The organism is Paramagnetospirillum magneticum AMB-1 (assembly GCF_000009985.1).
Classification (GTDB): domain Bacteria; phylum Pseudomonadota; class Alphaproteobacteria; order Rhodospirillales; family Magnetospirillaceae; genus Phaeospirillum; species Phaeospirillum magneticum.
The window spans coordinates 4046416-4065437 of the sequence record NC_007626.1; the positions used below are offsets into that span (position 1 = coordinate 4046416).

19 protein-coding genes are annotated in these 19022 nt (G+C 55.5%); 17 read left to right on the top strand and 2 right to left on the bottom strand.

Annotated elements, in window-relative coordinates; genetic code table 11:
• The 6 genes from AMB_RS18630 (at position 1) to AMB_RS24670 (ending at position 6941) form a co-directional block, all read left to right on the top strand.
• Positions 1-1428 (top strand): hypothetical protein, encoded by a 1428-nt coding sequence (locus tag AMB_RS18630; RefSeq protein WP_011386038.1) that lies wholly within the window; start codon positions 1-3, stop codon positions 1426-1428.
• A gap of 3 nt (positions 1429-1431) precedes the next feature.
• The gene (locus tag AMB_RS18635; RefSeq protein ID WP_011386039.1) at positions 1432-2934 is read left to right on the top strand and encodes a hypothetical protein; all 1503 of its coding nucleotides are present in this window, start codon (positions 1432-1434) and stop codon (positions 2932-2934) included.
• Positions 2935-3035: 101 nt separating this feature from the next.
• Positions 3036-3647, top strand: a complete 612-nt coding sequence (locus tag AMB_RS18640; RefSeq protein WP_070108669.1) for a 6-pyruvoyl trahydropterin synthase family protein — start codon at positions 3036-3038, stop codon at positions 3645-3647.
• Positions 3644-4258, top strand: coding sequence for a 7-carboxy-7-deazaguanine synthase (queE, locus tag AMB_RS18645; RefSeq protein WP_043745207.1), 615 nt, complete (start codon positions 3644-3646; stop codon positions 4256-4258). The genes AMB_RS18640 and queE overlap by 4 nt, the downstream gene beginning before the upstream one ends.
• 1 nt (position 4259) lies before the next feature.
• A complete protein-coding gene (gene folE / locus AMB_RS26920; protein ID WP_011386042.1) occupies positions 4260-5132 on the top strand; it encodes a GTP cyclohydrolase I FolE in 873 nt (290 codons plus the stop codon).
• Between the two features lie 123 nt (positions 5133-5255).
• On the top strand, positions 5256-6941 hold the full coding sequence (locus AMB_RS24670; protein WP_158303988.1) for an ATP-dependent nuclease: 1686 nt from the start codon (positions 5256-5258) through the stop codon (positions 6939-6941).
• Here AMB_RS24670 and AMB_RS18655 read toward each other — a convergent pair.
• Positions 6938-7507 (bottom strand): tyrosine-type recombinase/integrase, encoded by a 570-nt coding sequence (locus AMB_RS18655; protein ID WP_011386044.1) that lies wholly within the window; start codon positions 7505-7507, stop codon positions 6938-6940. The two genes, AMB_RS24670 and AMB_RS18655, sit on opposite strands and share 4 nt — an antisense overlap.
• A gap of 300 nt (positions 7508-7807) precedes the next feature.
• Between AMB_RS18655 and AMB_RS18660 the strand changes: the two genes are divergently transcribed.
• The 4 genes from AMB_RS18660 to AMB_RS18675 all read left to right on the top strand — a co-directional run bounded on the left by AMB_RS18660 (position 7808) and on the right by AMB_RS18675 (position 13388).
• Complete coding sequence (locus AMB_RS18660; RefSeq protein ID WP_231848889.1) at positions 7808-10168, top strand: ATP-binding protein; 2361 nt, start codon at positions 7808-7810, stop codon at positions 10166-10168.
• 118 nt (positions 10169-10286) lie between these two features.
• Positions 10287-11966 carry a methyl-accepting chemotaxis protein gene (locus tag AMB_RS18665; RefSeq protein WP_011386046.1) on the top strand — a complete coding sequence of 560 codons (1680 nt, stop codon included), beginning with the start codon at positions 10287-10289 and terminating at the stop codon, positions 11964-11966.
• A gap of 103 nt (positions 11967-12069) precedes the next feature.
• A complete protein-coding gene (locus AMB_RS18670) occupies positions 12070-12528 on the top strand; it encodes a response regulator (protein WP_043745209.1) in 459 nt (152 codons plus the stop codon).
• Between the two features lie 218 nt (positions 12529-12746).
• Positions 12747-13388, top strand: a complete 642-nt coding sequence (locus AMB_RS18675; protein ID WP_050750759.1) for a Crp/Fnr family transcriptional regulator — start codon at positions 12747-12749, stop codon at positions 13386-13388.
• Between the two features lie 29 nt (positions 13389-13417).
• On the opposite strand, the gene AMB_RS18680 is transcribed toward AMB_RS18675, so the two are convergent.
• Positions 13418-13750, bottom strand: a complete 333-nt coding sequence (locus AMB_RS18680) for a hypothetical protein (RefSeq protein WP_050750760.1) — start codon at positions 13748-13750, stop codon at positions 13418-13420.
• A gap of 242 nt (positions 13751-13992) precedes the next feature.
• Here AMB_RS18680 and AMB_RS18685 point away from each other — a divergent pair, with 242 nt between their 5' ends.
• The 7 genes from AMB_RS18685 (at position 13993) to AMB_RS18715 (ending at position 19021) form a co-directional block, all read left to right on the top strand.
• The gene (locus tag AMB_RS18685; RefSeq protein WP_043745215.1) at positions 13993-14316 is read left to right on the top strand and encodes an ArsR/SmtB family transcription factor; all 324 of its coding nucleotides are present in this window, start codon (positions 13993-13995) and stop codon (positions 14314-14316) included.
• Between the two features lie 106 nt (positions 14317-14422).
• Positions 14423-14662, top strand: coding sequence for a hypothetical protein (locus AMB_RS18690; protein WP_050750761.1), 240 nt, complete (start codon positions 14423-14425; stop codon positions 14660-14662).
• A 17-nt stretch (positions 14663-14679) separates the two neighbouring features.
• Positions 14680-16368: a sulfate permease gene (sulP, locus tag AMB_RS18695; protein ID WP_043745217.1), complete on the top strand. Its 1689-nt coding sequence runs from the start codon at positions 14680-14682 to the stop codon at positions 16366-16368.
• Between the two features lie 23 nt (positions 16369-16391).
• Complete coding sequence (locus AMB_RS18700; RefSeq protein WP_011386052.1) at positions 16392-16784, top strand: response regulator; 393 nt, start codon at positions 16392-16394, stop codon at positions 16782-16784.
• A 279-nt stretch (positions 16785-17063) separates the two neighbouring features.
• Positions 17064-17423 carry a response regulator transcription factor gene (locus AMB_RS18705; protein ID WP_043747009.1) on the top strand — a complete coding sequence of 120 codons (360 nt, stop codon included), beginning with the start codon at positions 17064-17066 and terminating at the stop codon, positions 17421-17423.
• Positions 17424-17454: 31 nt separating this feature from the next.
• A complete protein-coding gene (locus AMB_RS18710; protein WP_231848890.1) occupies positions 17455-18309 on the top strand; it encodes an MBL fold metallo-hydrolase in 855 nt (284 codons plus the stop codon).
• A gap of 13 nt (positions 18310-18322) precedes the next feature.
• Positions 18323-19021, top strand: coding sequence for a GGDEF domain-containing protein (locus AMB_RS18715; RefSeq protein WP_011386055.1), 699 nt, complete (start codon positions 18323-18325; stop codon positions 19019-19021).
• The last annotated feature ends 1 nt before the right edge of the window (position 19022 follow it).

A 19022-nucleotide genomic window follows, 5' to 3' on the forward strand; every position in this document is an offset into this window, starting at 1 on the left:
ATGGGATTGAGCGCGAATCAGACCAAGCTGAAGGCGGCTGCCAACGGATCATATGTCCAGAGCGTTGAGCTGGAGGCCAACGCTGAGAAGTGCTTGAACCAAGCGTTAACGCAGGCATTTGCCTTCGGCTACACGTTCGTCCTCGATCAAAGCGAATTGTTCAAGCTGATCCAGGATATGGGAGCAAAGCCCTCCCGCAGTGACACAAGCTGGTGGACTGACGTGGTGAAGGCTTGCTTTGGCACAACGAGCGCGACCCGTAAGAACGCCTATGACTTCCCCAGCGTGGCGGCAATCTCCAAGTACCAGACCATTCTTGCCTATGCCCACTATAAGCAGTGGAACGAGGCAGCATTGGACGAGGAATTATCATCACGCTCCGCGACGGACATTTATCGGGAAGCAGGCCAATGTCAAGAGTTTGTCCAAGCGCAGGGACGCAGCAAGTCCCGATCCATGGATAAAGGGCTGCTCAAGCGACTGGATGATGCCTGCACGCACACCTTTGATGGAAATACCATCACCTTATCCGAGGCAGACCTTGAAGACCTGTTGGTGGCCAATGACGATGGCTTGGGAGCTGTGCTGATTAGGCGGGAAAACGGCAGGATCAAACTGTGGCGAGCCCCCCTTGATGCCACATATATCCGTAAAGCCATCAACGAATACGCTACGATTGAGAAAGCTCGAAAGCCGCTGACTGAGGCGTTGCGGATGCGCTCCCTGCTTCCAAAAGGGGTTCAACGCCATATGCGATTTGAGCACGAAGGCGATGCCACAATGGTAACGCTGTTCGGGGCACTGGAAGGAACCAGCGCAATTCGCTTCACCACCTCAAAGCTGGATGTACCCCACGCAGCAACGTTTGATGAGAAGGGAATTGATCGCCTGCTTGGACTGTCCATTGGAGTTGGCGATGAGCGGTTTACCTGGGAGGTTCAGGAAGGCGTGGTTAAAATCTATGCCAAGGACCAAGAGGTCATGCCGGACCCGGAAGCCGTTTACAAAGTGCTTCAGGAGGAAGGCGTGGACTGGAGCTCTCCTGACGGAACCGAGCGCGTTGACTGCTGGATCGTAGAAACTGTTCCCTATCCGCCGACCGCTCCAAAGTTCAATTGCGAGGGTAAGGTGGAGATTGACGAGAACGTGACGCAAAAGCTCATGGCGGAAGGGGAGTGGAAGGGCAAGTCCACCACAATCAGCTCCTCCAATGGTTCGCTACACGCAAAATCCTCCAAAAGCCAATTGAACGTGCCTATCGATGGCTTGCCCAATCACGAGCCGGTAAAGCTTCTTCGGGGACAAGTAGGCCGGGCAATCAAACAGCTGGAAGGCGTTTCGACGCTCGGAATATCCGAAGGTGGCGTAATCATCAGCGGAACCCACAAGGATTTTTCGGTCACAATCACGATTCCGGCCTTGAGCTAAGCCGTGGCCTATTTCGAGGATATCCCCCACCGTCCTCAACGCTCTATATTTACGCCCAGCGTTTCTACCACCTACTTCGATAAGGTCAGCAAGAAGCGGACGGAAATACGCCAGGAGAACATTCCACCGCGCTTGAAGACGATGGAACAGCTATGGTGGTGGAACAAGGGCGGTGAAGCTCGCCCCTTCTTTCACTACCCCTATTTCATGTATAGCGCAGGCCATGCCGAATTGGACTTGGCGAAAGCCGCGACCAAGGAAGCTGCCCTGTTCAAGAGGGACCGTGCATCCAGCGTTCTCATTACCGATAGCGGTGGCTATCAGGTGGCTACCATCCCAGATTTCTTTGATTGGGACTCCCCTGAGAAAATCGACAAGAAGCGTGAACGGCTTTTCAATTGGATCGATGCCGTTGCCGATTATTCGTTGTCGCTTGATGCTCCAACATTCGGCGCATCCCCCGACCATAAAGCCCTGAAAAGCTTTGACGACTGCTTAGCATTCACCCTCGAAAATCTGGAATTTTACGAAGCACGCTCCAACAAGAACGAAAGCGTCCGCTTCCTCCACGCCATTCACGGCTCCACGATTGACGAACAAACGAAATGGTATGAAGCCGTAAAAGGCCATCGCCATTATGGCTGGGCGTTTGGAGCCTCCACGGAGGAAACCCCGTTCCGGAACCTTAAGAACCTCCTTCGAATGCTGATGTATCTCAAGCAGGAAGGGGCTTTGGAGCATTCACCTCATGTCCATGTCCTGGGCATGGGGGTTAGCGCAGCCGCTGTTATGTACTCCTATATCCAAATTATGATGCGCCGAAGCGGCATCCCCAAGTTTCAAATTACCTTCGACGTATCCACCGCCTTTCGGAAGGCTGGAGAATCCGGCTTTTTATACACGGATTTTGAGCGATCCATTTTGGGCCGAAATCTGGAGGCAACGAGAAAAGCCACTGTCCCCAAAACTGGCTGGGAAGACTGGGACCTTCCAATGGGGCATGAAGATTTGCCGAAGCAACTGGACTTCGAGAGCCCCGTGTTTGGCTATGCCGAAGACAAAGATCGAATCATGCCTAAACACCTCCAGCCTTGGAGCGATGGCATATCTCTATCCCTGATGATGGCCCAAAACCTGTGGCTTCAAACAGAGATGTACAAAGACGCCCATGATCGCTTCTTCACCGCGTTGGAGCGCCTGCCCATTGAAAGGGGACTTTCGGATCAAACGCTGGAAAAGCTTCTCCTCAGCGTTGCATCCCATTTTAGCAAGCATAAGGAATTGAAAAGCATCCAAGAGAATGTCTGGCAGATGATGTACCTAATCCATGCTGAAGGCATCATGCCTCCAGGCTGGCGACGTGGCGACCGTGGCATGTCCCTGGAGTATTTCATGGCCATCAAGTCCATGATTGATGATGTGTTTGACGCCAAAAACCCTTATGCCGTCCTCGACAAGTATGAGGCGGAGCTGAGCTCTTATCTGGGTGGCATGGTCGTATCTTGATCTGCCAAATTTACCTTTGCACGAGAAGATAATTTCGGGTGTGGTGATTTTCCAACCGATCCATGCCACCATGAACCCATATCCGAGCAAGCGGGGGATGCATGGCAAAATCACCGACCCTTATCCATCGAGAGATCGGTATTGATTGCGGTCACCGCGTTCCCGATCACGGCTCAAAATGCCGTTCTCCACACGGTCACAGGTATCGCGTAATCGCCACATGTGCGGGCCACCTTGTTCAGGACTTTGGCCATCCTGAGCACGGCATGGTCATCGATTTCGGCAACGTCAAAGCCTACATGATGGATATCTTCGACTCCATCTTTGACCACGCATTCATTGTGAGCGCCGCCGACGCCGTAATGATGGAGATGTTCTACCCAGGTGAAGACCCAAGAGCCATTTTGGCTCTGTATCAGAAATCCATTGCCGAACAGTTGGAGTTCTACTGTTCAACCGCAGACAAGAAGCCTATTCGGCTTCCTCGCACCTGCTACAGCGAACAAGACCCAGACGGCATGAAGGTCGTGCCCGTTCCGTATTCCCCGACGGCTGAGAACCTTGCGGCTCATATGTTCGAGCTGCTGGGTCAGCCTTTGAAGGCGCACTTCGAGAAGACACCTATTCGCCTCGTCAACATCCGGCTGTTCGAAACGCCCAATGGTTGGGTCGATCACACGGCTGACGGTTTCAATCCGGGGATTATGGGATGAGCTACAAGGTCAAAGAAATCTTCTACAGCTTGCAGGGCGAAGGGGCGCACAGCGGACGGCCTGCAATCTTTTGTCGATTTTCAAACTGCAATCTGTGGAGCGGCAAGGAAGAAGATCGGGCCGATGCTGTTTGTAAATTCTGTGACACCGATTTCGTTGGCGGTCAGGAATACACGATTGAGGGCCTGGTCCAAGCCATATCCGCAAAGTGGCCTGGTGGAGGCAAGCCGTATGTCATTTGCACTGGTGGCGAGCCGCTTCTTCAAGTTGATATCCCGCTCGTTGATGCACTGCATGTCGCTGGCTTTGAAGTCGCTGTGGAAACCAATGGCACAGTCGGCAAGCATGATGTCGCGGCCAAGTTGGACTGGGTGTGCGTGAGCCCCAAGGCTGATGCGCGTGTGAAGTTGGATCGAGGGCATGAGTTGAAGCTGGTCTACCCCCAGACCGAAAACCATCCGTCCGACTTTGAACGAATGGCGTTCAAGCACTTCTTCCTTCAGCCTTGTGACGGCGTTGAAGGCAGCACGGCAATGGCAATCGACTACTGCTTGGCTCACCCGCATTGGAGCCTGAGCCTACAGACCCACAAGATTGGAGGCTTCGAATAACATGGCCGAGAATGATGCCGTTGACCTACCTCCTGAAGCTCCCGCAAAAAAGCCTCGAAGGAAGCCTGCCCCTCCGAAGGAAGCTGGTGGCATCCCAATCGTCTATAGAGGACCGGAAGGCTTTGTCGGCCTGAACAAGAATGACCGCACAGGCTCGTGGGAGGCGATGTGCAAGCCCGAAGGCACGACCCGGCATGTGACGATTACGCTCGCGGCCAAGTCAGAGGAAGATGCCAAGAGCGAAGCTATCTTCGCCCTTAAGCACGATTCCCAGCATCGCATTCATAGGCGCCCAACGCGAGAGGATGCCATGGAGGCGGTAAAGACGCTTATTGCCTACTCGGGGGACAATCCATATCGGGAAGGACTCCGAGGGACACCTGATCGCGTAATTCGAGCTTACGATGAGTTCTTCGCAGGTTACCACTCCACCGCTGCCGAGGTCTTGAAGACCACCTTCGCGGAAACGGGTTCCTACGATGAGATGGTGACGCTTACGGACATCGAGTTCGACAGCCATTGTGAACACCACATGGTGCCGTTCACCGGGGTGGTGCACATAGCCTACATTCCCGACAAGACAGTGGTCGGGATCAGCAAGTTGGCCCGGCTTGTGGAGATTTACGCACGGCGGCTGCAAATTCAGGAAAAGATGACGACGCAAATCGCCGATAAGCTTCACATGGCTTTGAAGCCCAAGGGCGTTGCCGTGGTTATCGCAGGCCAGCACATGTGCATGACCACGCGAGGCGTCAAAAAGAAGCGGGTCAAGATGATAACCAGCACCATGACGGGCGTGTTCCGAGAGGACCCAAAGGTTCGCTCGGAATTTATGAATTTGATTGGGAATCCGAAAGGTGGGATGGAAAAATGAGCGAATAGTGGCTCTGCGCTCAGCTCAGCTGGCTAAGAGGTTGCCAATTCGGACTGTGCGTGTAGCCGGTTATATGATTTAGAGCTCTAAATGCGAGGGGCTTGGCGAAAGCCGAGAGGAAAAATGAAACTCGAAAAAATTATCATTAAGGGTTTTAAAAAAATTCACCGACTTGAGTTGAGCCTTGAAGATATTAATCTTCTGATTGGGGGAAACAATTCTGGAAAAAGCAGTACGCTCCAGGCGGTACATGCAGCTGTAACTGCAGCTCAATCTCAGCTTGAGTTCGGAAATACGCAAACAGTCTCCGAGCAAAAATTGCGCTACTCACCTACAGGGGATTACTCCCAACTTGGGCACAAGAGTCCATTTGGCAATAGGGCCGATCAAAATCGCGCTGAAATTCAATTTATTGGTAAAAGTTCTTCTGGTGACGCTGCTGAGTATACAATCGAACTTTACAAAGGACGGAACGAGGGCAATGTAGGTATCAGCCGGTCTGGTACCTACCCTAATTACGGAGCTAACATTTGCCGAGTTGCCCCACCTTTTACTGTTTATGTCCCTGGATTGGCAGGCGTTCCGCATCAAGAAGAATTTAAAACTGAGGCCGTCGTGTTGAGAAAAATGGCCGGCGGCGAAGCCAATTTTGTATTACGCAATATCTTGTTGATGCTGTCGAAACAAGGAAAGCTACCGGAACTTACTGGCTTGTTGGAGAAGCTCTTTGGACCCATTGATATTGACGTTACCTTTAGGCCTGAGCGTGACCATCACATAAGCGTTAAAGTTTCTGTTGGATCTGGTGAATACCCCGTTCCGTTAGACCTTGTAGGGACAGGCCTACTTCAGGCCATTCAAATATTTGCATACGTAACGCTCTTCTCTCCTGCTCTGCTTCTACTTGACGAGCCAGACTCACACCTGCATCCTTCGAACCAATCTATGCTAATGCAGGCATTTAGAATAATTGCTAGCAATTTTGATACAAAGATTCTTATTGCCACACATAGCCGACATCTTATTTTATCAGCTCCAGAAGATGCCAAATGTTTTTGGCTGGATGGCGGGATGCTGCGAAACGAGCGCGAATATGAGGCGATTGACTTGTTAACGGAACTTGGCGCTTTGGATGATGCCGATAAGGTTTTGAACTCCCAAAAAGAATTCCTTTTTATTGTTGAGGATGAAAACCCTGACATTTTAAAGTTTTTGCTGCAGAACATAGGCATTGGAAGAGAGCGATACGACATAGTTCCGTACTATGGCACCTCTCATGCTGAAGCGATTGCAAAGACCCTAAAAAAGCTGAAGCGCCTTATACGTGGCAACAGAAACCTTATACTGCATCGTGATCGCGACTTTATGACCGATGCTGAGGTTGAAACGTGGAAACGCAAGGTTGGCGTTCCCGGCGTCACCATCTTCGTTACGCAGGGCTCTGATCTTGAGCACTACTTAATTAACGCCAATCACTTGAGTTCAATTTCAGGCTTGAATGTCGATATCGTAAGCAATCTTATTGATACACTATTGTCTGAAGGAGACGGAAAAATCAGAAAATCTTTTAAAAACAAAAGGAAATCAGTGAACCATGATTTGCATGAAGACGGCGGCGGCCCGTTGACCGATGATCTTTGCCCTCCAGATCAAAACGTTTGCCTTGATCACGTCATCGGCAAATTTTTTGAAATCGCCGTCAAAAATGAATCGGAACGAATCACAGGCAAAAAAATAATTCCCCGCAGTCAATCGGGTGTTGTTTTGGCCCCAGACCTAAAAATTCTTCTGGAAGCGTTGCGGGGCTAAGCCAACTCAGCCGCCTTCACCATCATCTCTTCATTGACTGTGACGTAACGCTGGGTGGTTTGGATGCTTTGGTGTCCGGCAAGCTGTTGCAGCACAAACACGGAAACACCCTTGTTCGCCAGCGTCGTTAAATACGAACGACGACCACTGTGAGAACGCGCATCCGACAAACCCGCTTCGTCGTAAATGCGGCGGAACAGCATGACCATTGTGGTCGGCGAGAAGTGTCCGCCCTTTTGGCTGCGGATCAGCGGCTTGCGTTCGTCCGTCCATTCCCGCTGTTCAAGATAGCGAGCGATCTCGCGCTGGAGCTTGGTGTTGATGAACACCGTGCGTCCGCGCTTCCCCTTGGTTTGGGTGGCTGCGAGATGGACGCGATCACGGACAGCGCCGCCTTCATTAACTACGTCCATAATTTTCAAGGCGGCGATTTCACCAGCCCGCATGCCCGCCCAATGGGACAGCAAAACAGCAAGGCGATTACGGGTGGAAAGGATGCCGTGCTGGGCGACCACAGCCAGGACGCGCTTCATCTCGGCTTCGGACAGGACTTTGGCTTGCGACATGACGAACACCCATAATGTTATGTTTTCATCCTATGGGTAGTGTCACATCACCTTTTGCCAAGGTCTCCCCGATATCGGGCTTTGGAAACCGCAGAAATCGGCGCTTGGTTATGGTTTTGCTATTCCATAACGTCCGATACGGGATTGGCGTGGCTGAGTATTCACGCTCAAGCCGTTTGATAAGTATTTTAATATCGGCTTTTGGTGTCTTAATGGCGCATTTTGTGACACCCCTTTATAGAAGGCGGGATATGATCTAAGGTATATATCTGGTATTGGATTTGATTTTGGGAGGAGGGGGTGGGGCTCCCCGAAATCCGCTTGGCGGTTAATTCTGTGTCTGCATTCCGCCGGCTCGTGATGGGCTCGGCGGTGCTGTGGACGTTTGCCGTTGCCCTCTCCTTTTGGATAGGGCAGCAGGCCGAGCACCGGCAGGCCATTGACATGGCGATCAATGAAGCGCGGGTCAGCGCCAAGATCAGCATTGGTTTCAGGCAATGGGCCGCTTCCCATGGCGGCGTCTATGTGCCCCCAACCGACCGGACGCCGCCGAATAGTTTTCTTCAGGTTCCCCATCGTGACGTCGAAACCAAGGATGGGCAGCGCCTTACCTTGGTCAATCCGGCATACATGATGCGGCAGTTGATGGAGCAGGGATATGTGGCAAATGGGCGAATCACAAGCCTTAAGCCCTTGAACCCTGCAAACGCTCCGGATGCCTGGGAAAAAGCTGCTTTGATGAGACTGGCCGCTGGCGAGGTCGAGGTTACCGAGTTGGTCGCACCCGACAAGGTGCGCGTGATGCTTCCGATCATGACAGAAGAGGGGTGCCTCAGTTGTCATGGTCATCAAGGATATGCAGTTGGCGACCTCAGGGGCGGGGTGGACGTTGTCGCTCACCTTGGTCCTCATCGGATGATGGCGGAAGAAAGTATCCGGAGGCTTGCCGTCGAACATCTGCTTTTCTGGAGTTTTGTGATGATCGGCATCACTGCGGTATGGCGAGCCGGCCATCATCACGTCCGGGAAAAAGCCAGGATTGAGGGAGGGCTGCGCCTGACCCAATTCGCGATCGATCGGGCAGCTGACGCCGTCTTCTGGTTGGACCGGGATGGAGAGTTCTTCTACGTCAATGACGCCGCATGCCAGTTGCTTGGGTATACCCGTGTCGAACTACAGGAAATGCGTGTCTCTGACCTGAACCCCAATCATGTGGGCGATGCATGGGATGCCCACTGGCGTGAACTCAAGGAAAAGAAGGCTCTGCGTTTCCAGACCCAACTTCTACAAAAGAACGGGGTTCTGATCCCCGTAGAGATCACCGCCAACTATCATCTCTGCGATGGCAAGGAGATCGATGTCGGTTTCGTCCGCGACATACGCGACCATAAGGCCTACGAGGAGGCCATTGTCGGCCTCAAGAATGTCTATGCGGCCTTGAGCCAGACCAACCACACCATTCTGCACACACGGGATCGACAGGCCATCTTTGATGCCGTCACACGCATCGCCGTCGAGTTCGGTCATTTCCAATTGGCATGGATCGGTCTTATCGATGCAAAGGGTAAATCGGTTCATCCCATCGCGTTTGCCGGTGAATCCGGAAATTATCTGGAAAACCTTCAGATATCATTGGAGCCAGGAGCGCCCACATCGGAGGGGCCGACAGCCCGCAGTATTCTCTCTGGCGAGCCTATGGTGGTCGATGACTTCCTGGAATTTCCGGGCACCCGCCCATGGCACGACAAAGCCCGAGAGGCCGGATTTCGCTCGTCGGCGTCCTTTCCAATCTTCAATCAGGGAAAGGCTATCGGCGGCCTGAACCTATACGCGGGACAACTCGCCGCTTTTTCCCCGGATTTGATAGACCTGCTCACACAGATGGCAGATGAGATATCGTTTGGGCTTGATCGCCTGGACCTTGAGGCGAGCCATCACCGGCAGGAACAGGACCTGCGCGATCTGATTGATCGGCTGACCGAATCCAATGCCGAACTTGAACGCTTTGCCTTTGTGGCGTCCCATGACCTGCGGGAGCCTCTCAGGACCATTGTGTCATTCACCCAGCTTATCCAGAAGAATATGGCGGAAAGACTGCCGACCGAAGAACGGGAGAATTTCGTATTCGTCATCGATGCAGCCAAGCGCATGAACTTGCTGATCCACGACTTGCTAGCTGTATCGAGGGTGTCGAGCAAGGATGTTGGCTACGAACGGCTTTCGCTGGGCGATGCCTGCTTCTCGGCAATGAAGAACCTTCATGAAAGTATCAGCGAGAGCGGGGCGGAAATCGAGTGTTCAGAGCTTCCAGAGGTCATGGGTGATTTTGTGCAGATGATGCAGATTTTCCAGAACCTGCTGGGAAATGCGATCAAGTTCCAGGTACCTCACCGCAAGCCGCACATCGTGATTTCATCGGCGAAAGCCGGTGGCTTCTGGACGATCCGTGTCCAGGACAATGGCATCGGCATTGCCGATACCAGCCAGGATATATTTGAACTTTTCCGTCGCTTGCATCCCAGCCACGCCTATCCGGGGAGCGGTATTGGTCTCGCCGTTTGCAAGCGTATCATCACGCGCCATGGTGGCCGGATATGGGTCGAGCCCCATGATGGAGATGGCACAACATTTTGCTTCACTCTGCCTGAAATCGAGGGCTGACACCTACATCACATGATGTAGTCTATCTATAACGAAGGGTGGGGCGTGCTATTGGCTGAAATTTGGTGGTGGGTTATGCTGCCGCCTTGCGTACCTAATCTGGGAAAGGGATCGTATCGTGTCGCTTGGAAACTTGAAGATTGCCGCCCGCCTGATGGTGGGATTTGGCCTCCTGGTGGTTCTCATCGCCAGCCTGAGCGGCTATGCCGTCCATTCCGGCAGGGCCAACCTCGAATCGGTCGGGAATGTCTTTAGTTTTCTCGACAACGGAGCGCTGATGGAGCGAATCGACAAGCGGATGTTCAGCGGTCGGATGCAGCTCTGGATCGCCCTAGCGACCGGTGAGCCGACCTATTGGGAAAAGTCCGATGCGGATTTTGCCCGGTCCCGCGAGAATCTAAAGAAACTGATCGAGAATACCTCCCACCCTGAACGACGGGCCAAGGCCGAGGCTGTCAGCCGCGATTTTGAGGAATACCTGGTCAAAGTCGCCAAGCTTCGCACCATCGGCGGCAAGAACCCAGCCCTTGAGACGCCCGAAGCGAAGGCTCTGGCTGCCGATGTCATGTCCGCCAGGGTCAAGCTCGATGAAAAGGCCGAATCTCTGACAACGGAGTATCGCCAGGCGGGGACCGAGCAGGGAGAGGTTGCTGTCAAGTCCATCAACCGGGGCATCGACCTCTCGATCCTGGTCGGCGCGATCAGTGTCGTTATTGGGATGGTCTTGGCTTTCTTCATCAGCCGCTCCATCACCAACCCGGTAAACGCCATGACACGGGCCATGGGCGTTCTGGCCGGAGGCGACACCTCGGTGGAAATCCCAGCCACCGGCCAGAAGGACGAGATCGGCGAGATGGCCCATGCGGTGCAGGTGTTCAAGGACAACGCCATACGGGTCAAGGCCATGCAGAAGGAGCAGGAGGATGCCAAGGCCCGTGCCGAGGCCGAGCGCAAGCAAGCCATGCTGAATATGGCCGACAGCTTCGAGTCCGCCGTCATGGGGCTGGTGAAGGGAGTCTCAGCTCAGGCGTCGGAGATGCAGGCGACCTCGCAGAGCATGTCGGCCGGTGCCCAGCAGACCTCGGCCCAGGCGGCTACCGTCGCCGCCGCCGCCCAGGAGGCGACCGCCAACGTCCAGACTGTCGCCGCCGCTGCCGAGGAACTGTCATCCTCCATCTCGGAGATTTCCCGGCAGGTTGCCGAGGCGGCCCAGGTTTCCGCCACCGCGTCGGAGGAAACGGCGCGGACCAATGCCATGGTGCAGGGACTTGCCCATGCCGCCGACAAGATCGGGGAAGTGGTCAGCCTGATCAATGATATCGCCGCGCAAACCAACCTGCTGGCCTTGAACGCCACCATCGAGGCGGCCAGGGCCGGTGACGCGGGGAAGGGCTTCGCCGTGGTGGCCAACGAGGTGAAGAACCTTGCCAACCAAACGGCGCGGGCCACCGAGGAGATTTCCTCGCAGGTCGGTTCTGTGCAGGAGGAGACCCGCCGCGCAGTGGATGCCATCCGCAATATCGCCACGGTCATCGAGCAGGTGCAGCAGATTTCCTCCGGCATCGCCTCCGCAGTGGAAGAGCAGGGCGCCGCCACCGCCGAAATCGCCCGCAATGTCCAGGAAGCCGCTAAAGGGACGCAGGACGTATCGGCGAATGTCCAAGGCATCACCCAGACCGCCTCGGAAACCGGTGCGGCGTCGCAGCAGGTGCTGGCCGCGTCGGGTGAACTCGCCCGAAACTCGGAGACCCTTCGGGCCGAGGTTGATAAATTCCTTGATGGCGTGCGGGCAGGTTAAACGGGGCGCGCCATCTGGAGGCGGCTGGCCTGGCCGTCGGTCGCCTCCCTCCCTCTCTCCTAAATGAATATGGCGCGGGCTGCATTTTGTTGGGCGGGCTGGAATGTCACAGAATGCAAGAATACTGATCATTGACGACAACGTTGCGGAAGCGACGCTGACGAGGCTGACGCTGCAGGCGGGCAGGATTGGCTGTAGCATTGAGCATGTGACGGACGGCTACACGGGTATTGATAGGTTGAAAGAGGCTGTGCAGACGACGCGGCCATACGACATGGTCATACTCGATGTAAATATGCCGCTTATCAGCGGATGTGAGACACTTGAAATAATACGGGACACGGCTTATATTGCGGAAATCTATGTGGCGATCTTGACAAGCTTGCGATGCGGAACAGATTGCCCGCGCGATTTATATCTGTGTAGCATGAAGAAGGCTGACATATATTTGCAAAAGGAAATGATACTTGACGACTTTAATGCAGAGATTTTACGGCTAAAGGCTGAATACGACAGAAGAAGGAAGTCACGGAGACCCACGACTGAATCCAGGGATATATAGGTGCGCTTTCTGGCGTTAAAATGTGCCCCAGCCTGACTGAGAGGCATTGAGCGGCTTCCGAGACGGGGGCACTGCCGATACCAAAGGGTCCTTGATGCCTCCGACAAGATCAGGCCGAGCAGCCTTGTCGCGGGCAGAGTTACTGCGGTAATGAGATTTTGAGCATGCAAGAGTCCGCGAAACGTTGTCAGGCATGGATTTCAGAACAGCGCAGACCCATGCGCGATCATTACGAAGTCTGCCCCTTTCGCTCCCTGGCAAGCTCGTTCGCCAAGGAGAAGGATGAAATCCTGTTTCATGCTGGCGACACTCTGGCGGGGGGATACAGCCTGACCTCCGGCCTGGTTGCGTTGGAGCGCGCCAGCCCGCAAGGCAAGCTGGTAATCTTCAAGATACTCTATCCCGGAGCTTTCTTCCCCCTGTCCAACATCCTGTCGGACGGCGTCTGCACCACCACGGCCCGCGCCCTGTCCGACGTGAGGTTCTGCTTCATCACCATCGACCGCCTGAGGCAGTCCATGGAGCGGGATAACCGCATCTCGCTATCTCTGCTCAAGATGAGCGCCATGGAGATGTTGGACAACGAAAACGCCCTGTTCGGGGTGAGCGGCGTGCCGCTGCAAGAGAGGGTGCTGTCTCTGCTATGCGCCGTGGGACTGCAGGTCGGGAGGCGCGACCGGACCGGTGATCTGGATTTTACCTTGCCGTTCTCCTGGGCCGATCTGGCCGCCCTGTCAGGAACGGGGCCGGAAGTCCTGTCGCGCCTGCTGCGTCGCCTCAAGAATGCCGGTCGCCTCGACTTCCAGCGGCGGCAGATCCGTATCCCTGCGGATGAATTATTGGAAGCATCCGGAACTTAAGCCGTCTCAGCCCCATCTTGGGCAATTTCTTAGCATGAGAGGATTTGGGCCCTCTCCCGGCAGGCATCCAGAATGGCTCTTCCAAGCGGGAGCTCCAATTCCTGAGGCAATTCCATCGATGGCTGCCACTGCCCATCCGGTGTTCGATGGGCCGGAAGCCGCACCTGTAGGCAATCGCCATAGCTGGCCTTGGCCTTGATGACCGGGACGCCATGGATGGTCATCACGATGCCGTCAATGTCGAGTTCGACCGAGGCTAGTGCCATCACCTTCGACGAAAAAACCGGGTGGATCGCCAAGACGCGGCATCCGATCAGCCCTGTTTCGACTGAAGGCTCCGCCGAGGGCTGGATGTCGTTCATTGAGCGGTCTGGATGCCTCCGGATACTTCAGCAAACCGGCCAAAGACGTTGCCGTGCCTTTGGCCGGAATCACAGGAGGGTGCTGAAATTTGGCATAAGCCATAAGCAAACTGCCAAACAGCTATTCATGTGTCAATTCATTTGCGGCGCATCGGTTGCCTTGAGGGGCGAACAGTTGTATCTGATGGCAGTATCCTGCAGCCGTTATAGCCCTCGCATGAGCCGGGGATTTCACGAGGATCATGATGCGGATCGTCGCTTCGGATGAAGACCAGCTTACCGTGATCACCGAGACGTTCAGGTTACTGGGCGATCCCACCCGGTTGAAAATCCTCCTCGCCTGCCTTTCCGAACCCAAATGCGTCAACGACGTCGCCAGCGAGGTCGGCATTACTGGATCACTGACCAGCCACCACCTGCGCCTGCTGCGGGGCGCGCGGTTGGTGCGTGCCGAGCGGCAGGGGCGGCAAATCTTCTACGTGGCGGCGGACAGCCATGTGAACGCCATGCTGGCCGAGATGGTGGCGCATATCCGCCAGCCCGCCGAAGACGAGGACGACACCTGAAAATACATCCAGGATGCATGAAGATTGCATTGCACCCAGACATATGAACACTTATTTTGATGTTCAGTCGTTCTAACCAAGCTGTTGAATGAGGCGGTGCGGCTCCGTGGAGTGGGGGATATTCAGGCGTAAGACCGAGATCATCGAGGTCGGCGATCTGTTCAGGAAGGTCGATGACAATCTTGGCCGGGTATGGGAGGTCACCCGTCTGTGGGTGACGGTGGATGGTCTGCTTCATGCCCGCTTGGTGGTGCTGGGTGATTCCGGCGAGTCGATCATCGTTTCCACCATGGCCCTTGCTGATAACGGGCACTTTCGTTCCGTCCTGCCGTCATTGGACGAATGAGTGAAAGGCCCACGTTTATGCCCGCCCGGTTGATCAACCTGTTCACGCCGAAATTGCTCGTCTGCTTGAAGGAGGGCTATGACCTTCCTCGGGGACGTGGCGACCTGATCGCCGGTTTGACGGTGGCCATTGTCGCCCTGCCGTTGGCCATGGCCCTGGGAATTGCCTCGGGCGTCACTCCCGACCGTGGATTGTTCACCGCCATCGTCGCCGGCTTCCTGATTTCGTTCCTGGGGGGAAGCCGCTTCCAGATCGGCGGACCGACCGGCGCGTTCGTGGTCGTCGTCTACAACATCGTGCAGCAGCACGGTTATGACGGGCTGGTGCTCGCCACCTTAATGGCTGGTGTGATGCTCCTGCTCTTCGGTCTCGCCCGCTTCGGCGTCGTCATCAAATATATCCCCTATCCGCTGGTGACTGGCTTCACCTCGGGAATTGCGGTCATCATCTTTTCCAGCCAAGTGAAGGACTTCCTCGGCCTGCGGATGGAGAGCGTCCCGGCGGAGTTTTTCGAGAAATGGGTTGCCTATGGCGAGCATATCGGCACCACTCATGGGCCGACCTTGGCGGTGGCCGCCGGGACGCTGGCGGTGATCCTGGTGCTGCGGCGGTTCCGGCCCGGCTGGCCAGGATTTCTGATCGGGGTTACCGGCGCATCGGTTTTGGTCTGGGCGCTGGGAATGCCGGTGGAAACCATCGGCAGCCGGTTTGGCGGCATTCCCTCGACCCTGCCATCGCCCCAATTTCCCGCCTTGTCCTGGGGCAAGGTGACTGCGTTGTTACAGCCGGCCTTCACCATCGCCTTTCTGGCCGGGATCGAGTCGCTGCTTTCGGCCATGGTCGCCGATGGCATGACCGGCCGGCGGCACAAGTCCAATTGCGAATTGCTGGCCCAGGGCATCGCCAATATCGCCTCGGTCCTGTTCGGCGGCATTCCGGCGACCGGTGCCATCGCCAGGACGGCCACCAGCATCAAGTCCGGGGCGCAGACCCCCGTGGCAGGGATGCTGCATGCCGTCTTTATCTTGCTGTTCATGCTGCTGTTCGCGCCGCTGGCTAGCTGGATTCCCCTTCCCAGCCTCGCCGCCGTGCTGATGGTGGTGGCGTGGAACATGAGCGAGGCCCCCCACTTCATCCACCTGATGTCCGCCCCCCGAAGCGACCGGGCGGTGCTGCTCGTCACCTTTGTTCTCACGGTGATGGTCGATCTGACCGTCGCCATTGAGGTCGGCATGGTGCTGGCGTCGATCCTGTTCATGCGCCGCATGGCCGAGGTTACCGAGATCGGCACCGGTATTCACCTGATCGACGAGGATGCCGAGGACGGCGGCGACGACCATGTGGGCGCCATCCCGACCACCCCGATTCCCGATGGCGTCGAAGTCTTCCAGATCAGCGGCCCGTTCTTCTTCGGGGTCGCCACCCGCTTGAGCGAAGTGTTCGAGCAGACCCACAAGCCGCCCAGGGTGTTCATCCTCCGGATGCGCCTGGTTCCGGTGATTGATGCCAGTGGTATCCAGGCGCTCACGGAATTCGTCCGGCGATGCCGCAAGCACGGCACCGAGGTCCTGCTGTCGGGGGTCCAGCCTCAGCCAATGCAGGTGATGGGACGCATGGGGCTTTGCCACGAAATTGGTGAGGACAACTTCGTGCCCAACATCGATGCCGCTCTGACGACGGCACGCACCCTGGCCGTCCACCCCTGACCTCGATCACCATGGAGTACGAAATGCGCGATATCTCTGCCATAGCGAGATCACACTCCCGCATCCTGGTCGTATCGCCAAACCAGCAGAAGCTCGAAATGCTGAAGAGGCAGTTGCAAAATATCGGGTTTGCCCAGATCGACTGGGACGACAACCCCAGTCTGGCAATCGGCAAGTTCAGCCATGCGTCGTATGACACGGTCTTCGTGGATGGCACCCTGCCGAAGCGAGACATCAAGGCCATATCCGAGATCGTCCATATCACTCTTGGCCGTCCGCGAGCCAAGCTGATTCTGATGACCGAGAAGGGGGGCGAGGGAGCAAGCAAGAGCGCCGCCGATGGGTATGACGCAACCATCAAGACTCAGGTGAGCGTCTTCGATCTGCGGAAGCTCTTCATCAGCCTGTTCGGATGAACAAGTCTGAAGCTTCAATCAAGAAGATGCTGAGAAGAGGCTTTCGCTTTAACCGGAATGTCATCTCGGAGACATTGGCATCATTCTGTTCCATCGTAGCCTTTCCTGGCCGAGAGGGAACAAAAAGGGCACATTTGATCTGCCAAGTACATAAATAGCCCTCCAGGCCAACGAAACATCTTTATATCTGTTTAGGAGTTAAGCCGGCCTTGAAATATGCATTAGGTATGCGCAATATTGAGTTTCTGGTTAGGCGAAATGGCATTCAGAGATATGACAATGGTCAAGCGTGTTCTGGTGGTTGATGATTCCAAGACGCAACGAATGATCATGATGCGTGCCTTGGCCGAGTTCAGCTGTGAAATCGTCGGAGAGGCCGAGGATGGTCAGCAGGCTACCGAGATGGCAGCGCGATTGTCGCCCGATGTCATTTTCTTGGACATGGAGATGCCGGGGATGACTGGGCTTCAAGCCTTAAAAGCCATCAAGGCGGTCAACCCCAAGATTGTGATCTTCATGGTCACCTCCATCGATTCCTCAGATGTCATCGACGATTGCATTATGGCCGGTGCTGAAGACTACATCCGCAAGGACCGGTTGGAGACGCTCCGAGCCAGGGCCGGGGGCTTCCTGAAATAGTCTCGCGAGATTGAAGTTAGTGGGGTGTGCTTTGCCGCAGTCAACCAGCATTTCAACCGATTACGACCGCCCCATTGAGATCGCCAAGGGCGTGTTCTGGGTCGGCTTCACGGACAGCGAGGGCCGCCTGCAATGCAACCCCTATCTGATCGTCGATGGTGACGAGGCCATTCTAATCGATGGCGGCAGCAGGCCGGATTTCAGCACAGTCATGCGCAAGGTGCTTCAGACCGGCATCAGGCCGAACCAGATCAGCCATTTGATCTACCAGCACTATGATCCAGATCTCTGCGGGTCGATCCCCAATCTGGAGGCCATCATCGACAGCCCCGACCTCAAGGTGCTGTCCAAGCGGGAGAACAACCCCTTCATCAACCACTATGCGATTCACTCCCCACTGCTGTGTATTGATCGGCTCGGACGAGTATTAAAGATGCGCTCGGGGCGCCAATTGCGTTTTTTTCCAACACCTTACTCACATTCGGCAGGCAGTTTCGTCACCTATGACGAGACGACCGGCGTACTGTTTTCCAGCGATCTGTTCGGGGCTGCCGGGGCATTGTCACGCTGGAAATTGTTCGGCGACTTCGAGCATATCTGCCAGACCTGCAAGCGCATTCCGCCCGATGAGATCGAAACGGACTGTGGCGAGACTGGCGATCCCTGTCCATGGACGCCGATGTACGGTTTCCACCGCGAAATCATGACCTGCAACAAGGCGCTTCGATTCGCGCTCTCAGTGATCAGGCCAATTGCCCCCAACGTGATCGCCCCCCAGCACGGCTCAATCCTGCGGACGCCCAAGGATATACAAGCCGCCATTGAGCGGCTGGAGCAACTGGATGTCGGGATCGATAACCTTCCCCAGGCCGCCGCTTTCGGCTGATTGAGGCGCCAAGATGTGGAACTCGGACGAAATTGATTTCGCAGAAGCCGCCCAGTCCCATGGCACACTGGTATCGTGCATGCTGGAATATCAGGCGATGCTAGCCGACCGGCACCTCAACGAGGTGCTGCTGGGCGAACTGGTCGATCAATTCGTTCATTCGGAGCAGCGGCTGGCCGAGGCTCATGCCGCCGTTCTGGCGCTGTCCCGTACAGATGGGCTCACCGGCATCGCCAATCGGCGCTGGTTCGACGAATCGCTGGCCCATGAATTTGCACGGGCCTTGCGGTCCAAGACGCCGATCGGCCTGCTGCTCCTGGATATCGACTGCTTCAAGCTCTTCAATGACAATTACGGTCATGCGGCCGGAGATGACTGTCTGCGCAAGGTTGCCCAGGCTGTGCGGTCGGTGGTGAAAAGACCTCCCGACATGACCGCGCGATATGGCGGCGAGGAAATCGTCTGTCTGCTGCCCGATACCGGTCTGGATGGCGTATTCAGGGTCGGAAATGCCGTGCTTGACGCTGTTCGCGCTCTGGATATTCCCCATCGATTTTCCAAGGCGACCGATATCGTCACGGTTAGCATCGGTGGGGTGTCGATCATCCCCGCCCAGGATATGACGCCGACCAACATCATCGAGGCAGCCGACAGCCATCTTTACCAATCCAAGGAGCATGGCCGCAATCGGCTGACCATGCCCTCACTGTAAA

Coding starts and splice junctions, on each gene's coding strand:
- AMB_RS24670 (WP_158303988.1), top strand. CDS start 5,256: ATGAAACTCGAAAAAATTATCATTAAGGGTTTTAAAAAAATTCACCGA.
- AMB_RS18655 (WP_011386044.1), bottom strand. CDS start 7,507: ATGTCGCAAGCCAAAGTCCTGTCCGAAGCCGAGATGAAGCGCGTCCTG.
- folE (WP_011386042.1), top strand. CDS start 4,260: ATGGCCGAGAATGATGCCGTTGACCTACCTCCTGAAGCTCCCGCAAAA.
- AMB_RS18705 (WP_043747009.1), top strand. CDS start 17,064: ATGGTCAAGCGTGTTCTGGTGGTTGATGATTCCAAGACGCAACGAATG.
- queE (WP_043745207.1), top strand. CDS start 3,644: ATGAGCTACAAGGTCAAAGAAATCTTCTACAGCTTGCAGGGCGAAGGG.
- AMB_RS18640 (WP_070108669.1), top strand. CDS start 3,036: ATGGCAAAATCACCGACCCTTATCCATCGAGAGATCGGTATTGATTGC.
- AMB_RS18675 (WP_050750759.1), top strand. CDS start 12,747: ATGCGCGATCATTACGAAGTCTGCCCCTTTCGCTCCCTGGCAAGCTCG.
- AMB_RS18630 (WP_011386038.1), top strand. CDS start 1: ATGGGATTGAGCGCGAATCAGACCAAGCTGAAGGCGGCTGCCAACGGA.
- AMB_RS18680 (WP_050750760.1), bottom strand. CDS start 13,750: ATGAACGACATCCAGCCCTCGGCGGAGCCTTCAGTCGAAACAGGGCTG.
- sulP (WP_043745217.1), top strand. CDS start 14,680: ATGCCCGCCCGGTTGATCAACCTGTTCACGCCGAAATTGCTCGTCTGC.
- AMB_RS18670 (WP_043745209.1), top strand. CDS start 12,070: ATGTCACAGAATGCAAGAATACTGATCATTGACGACAACGTTGCGGAA.
- AMB_RS18715 (WP_011386055.1), top strand. CDS start 18,323: ATGTGGAACTCGGACGAAATTGATTTCGCAGAAGCCGCCCAGTCCCAT.
- AMB_RS18685 (WP_043745215.1), top strand. CDS start 13,993: ATGATGCGGATCGTCGCTTCGGATGAAGACCAGCTTACCGTGATCACC.
- AMB_RS18700 (WP_011386052.1), top strand. CDS start 16,392: ATGCGCGATATCTCTGCCATAGCGAGATCACACTCCCGCATCCTGGTC.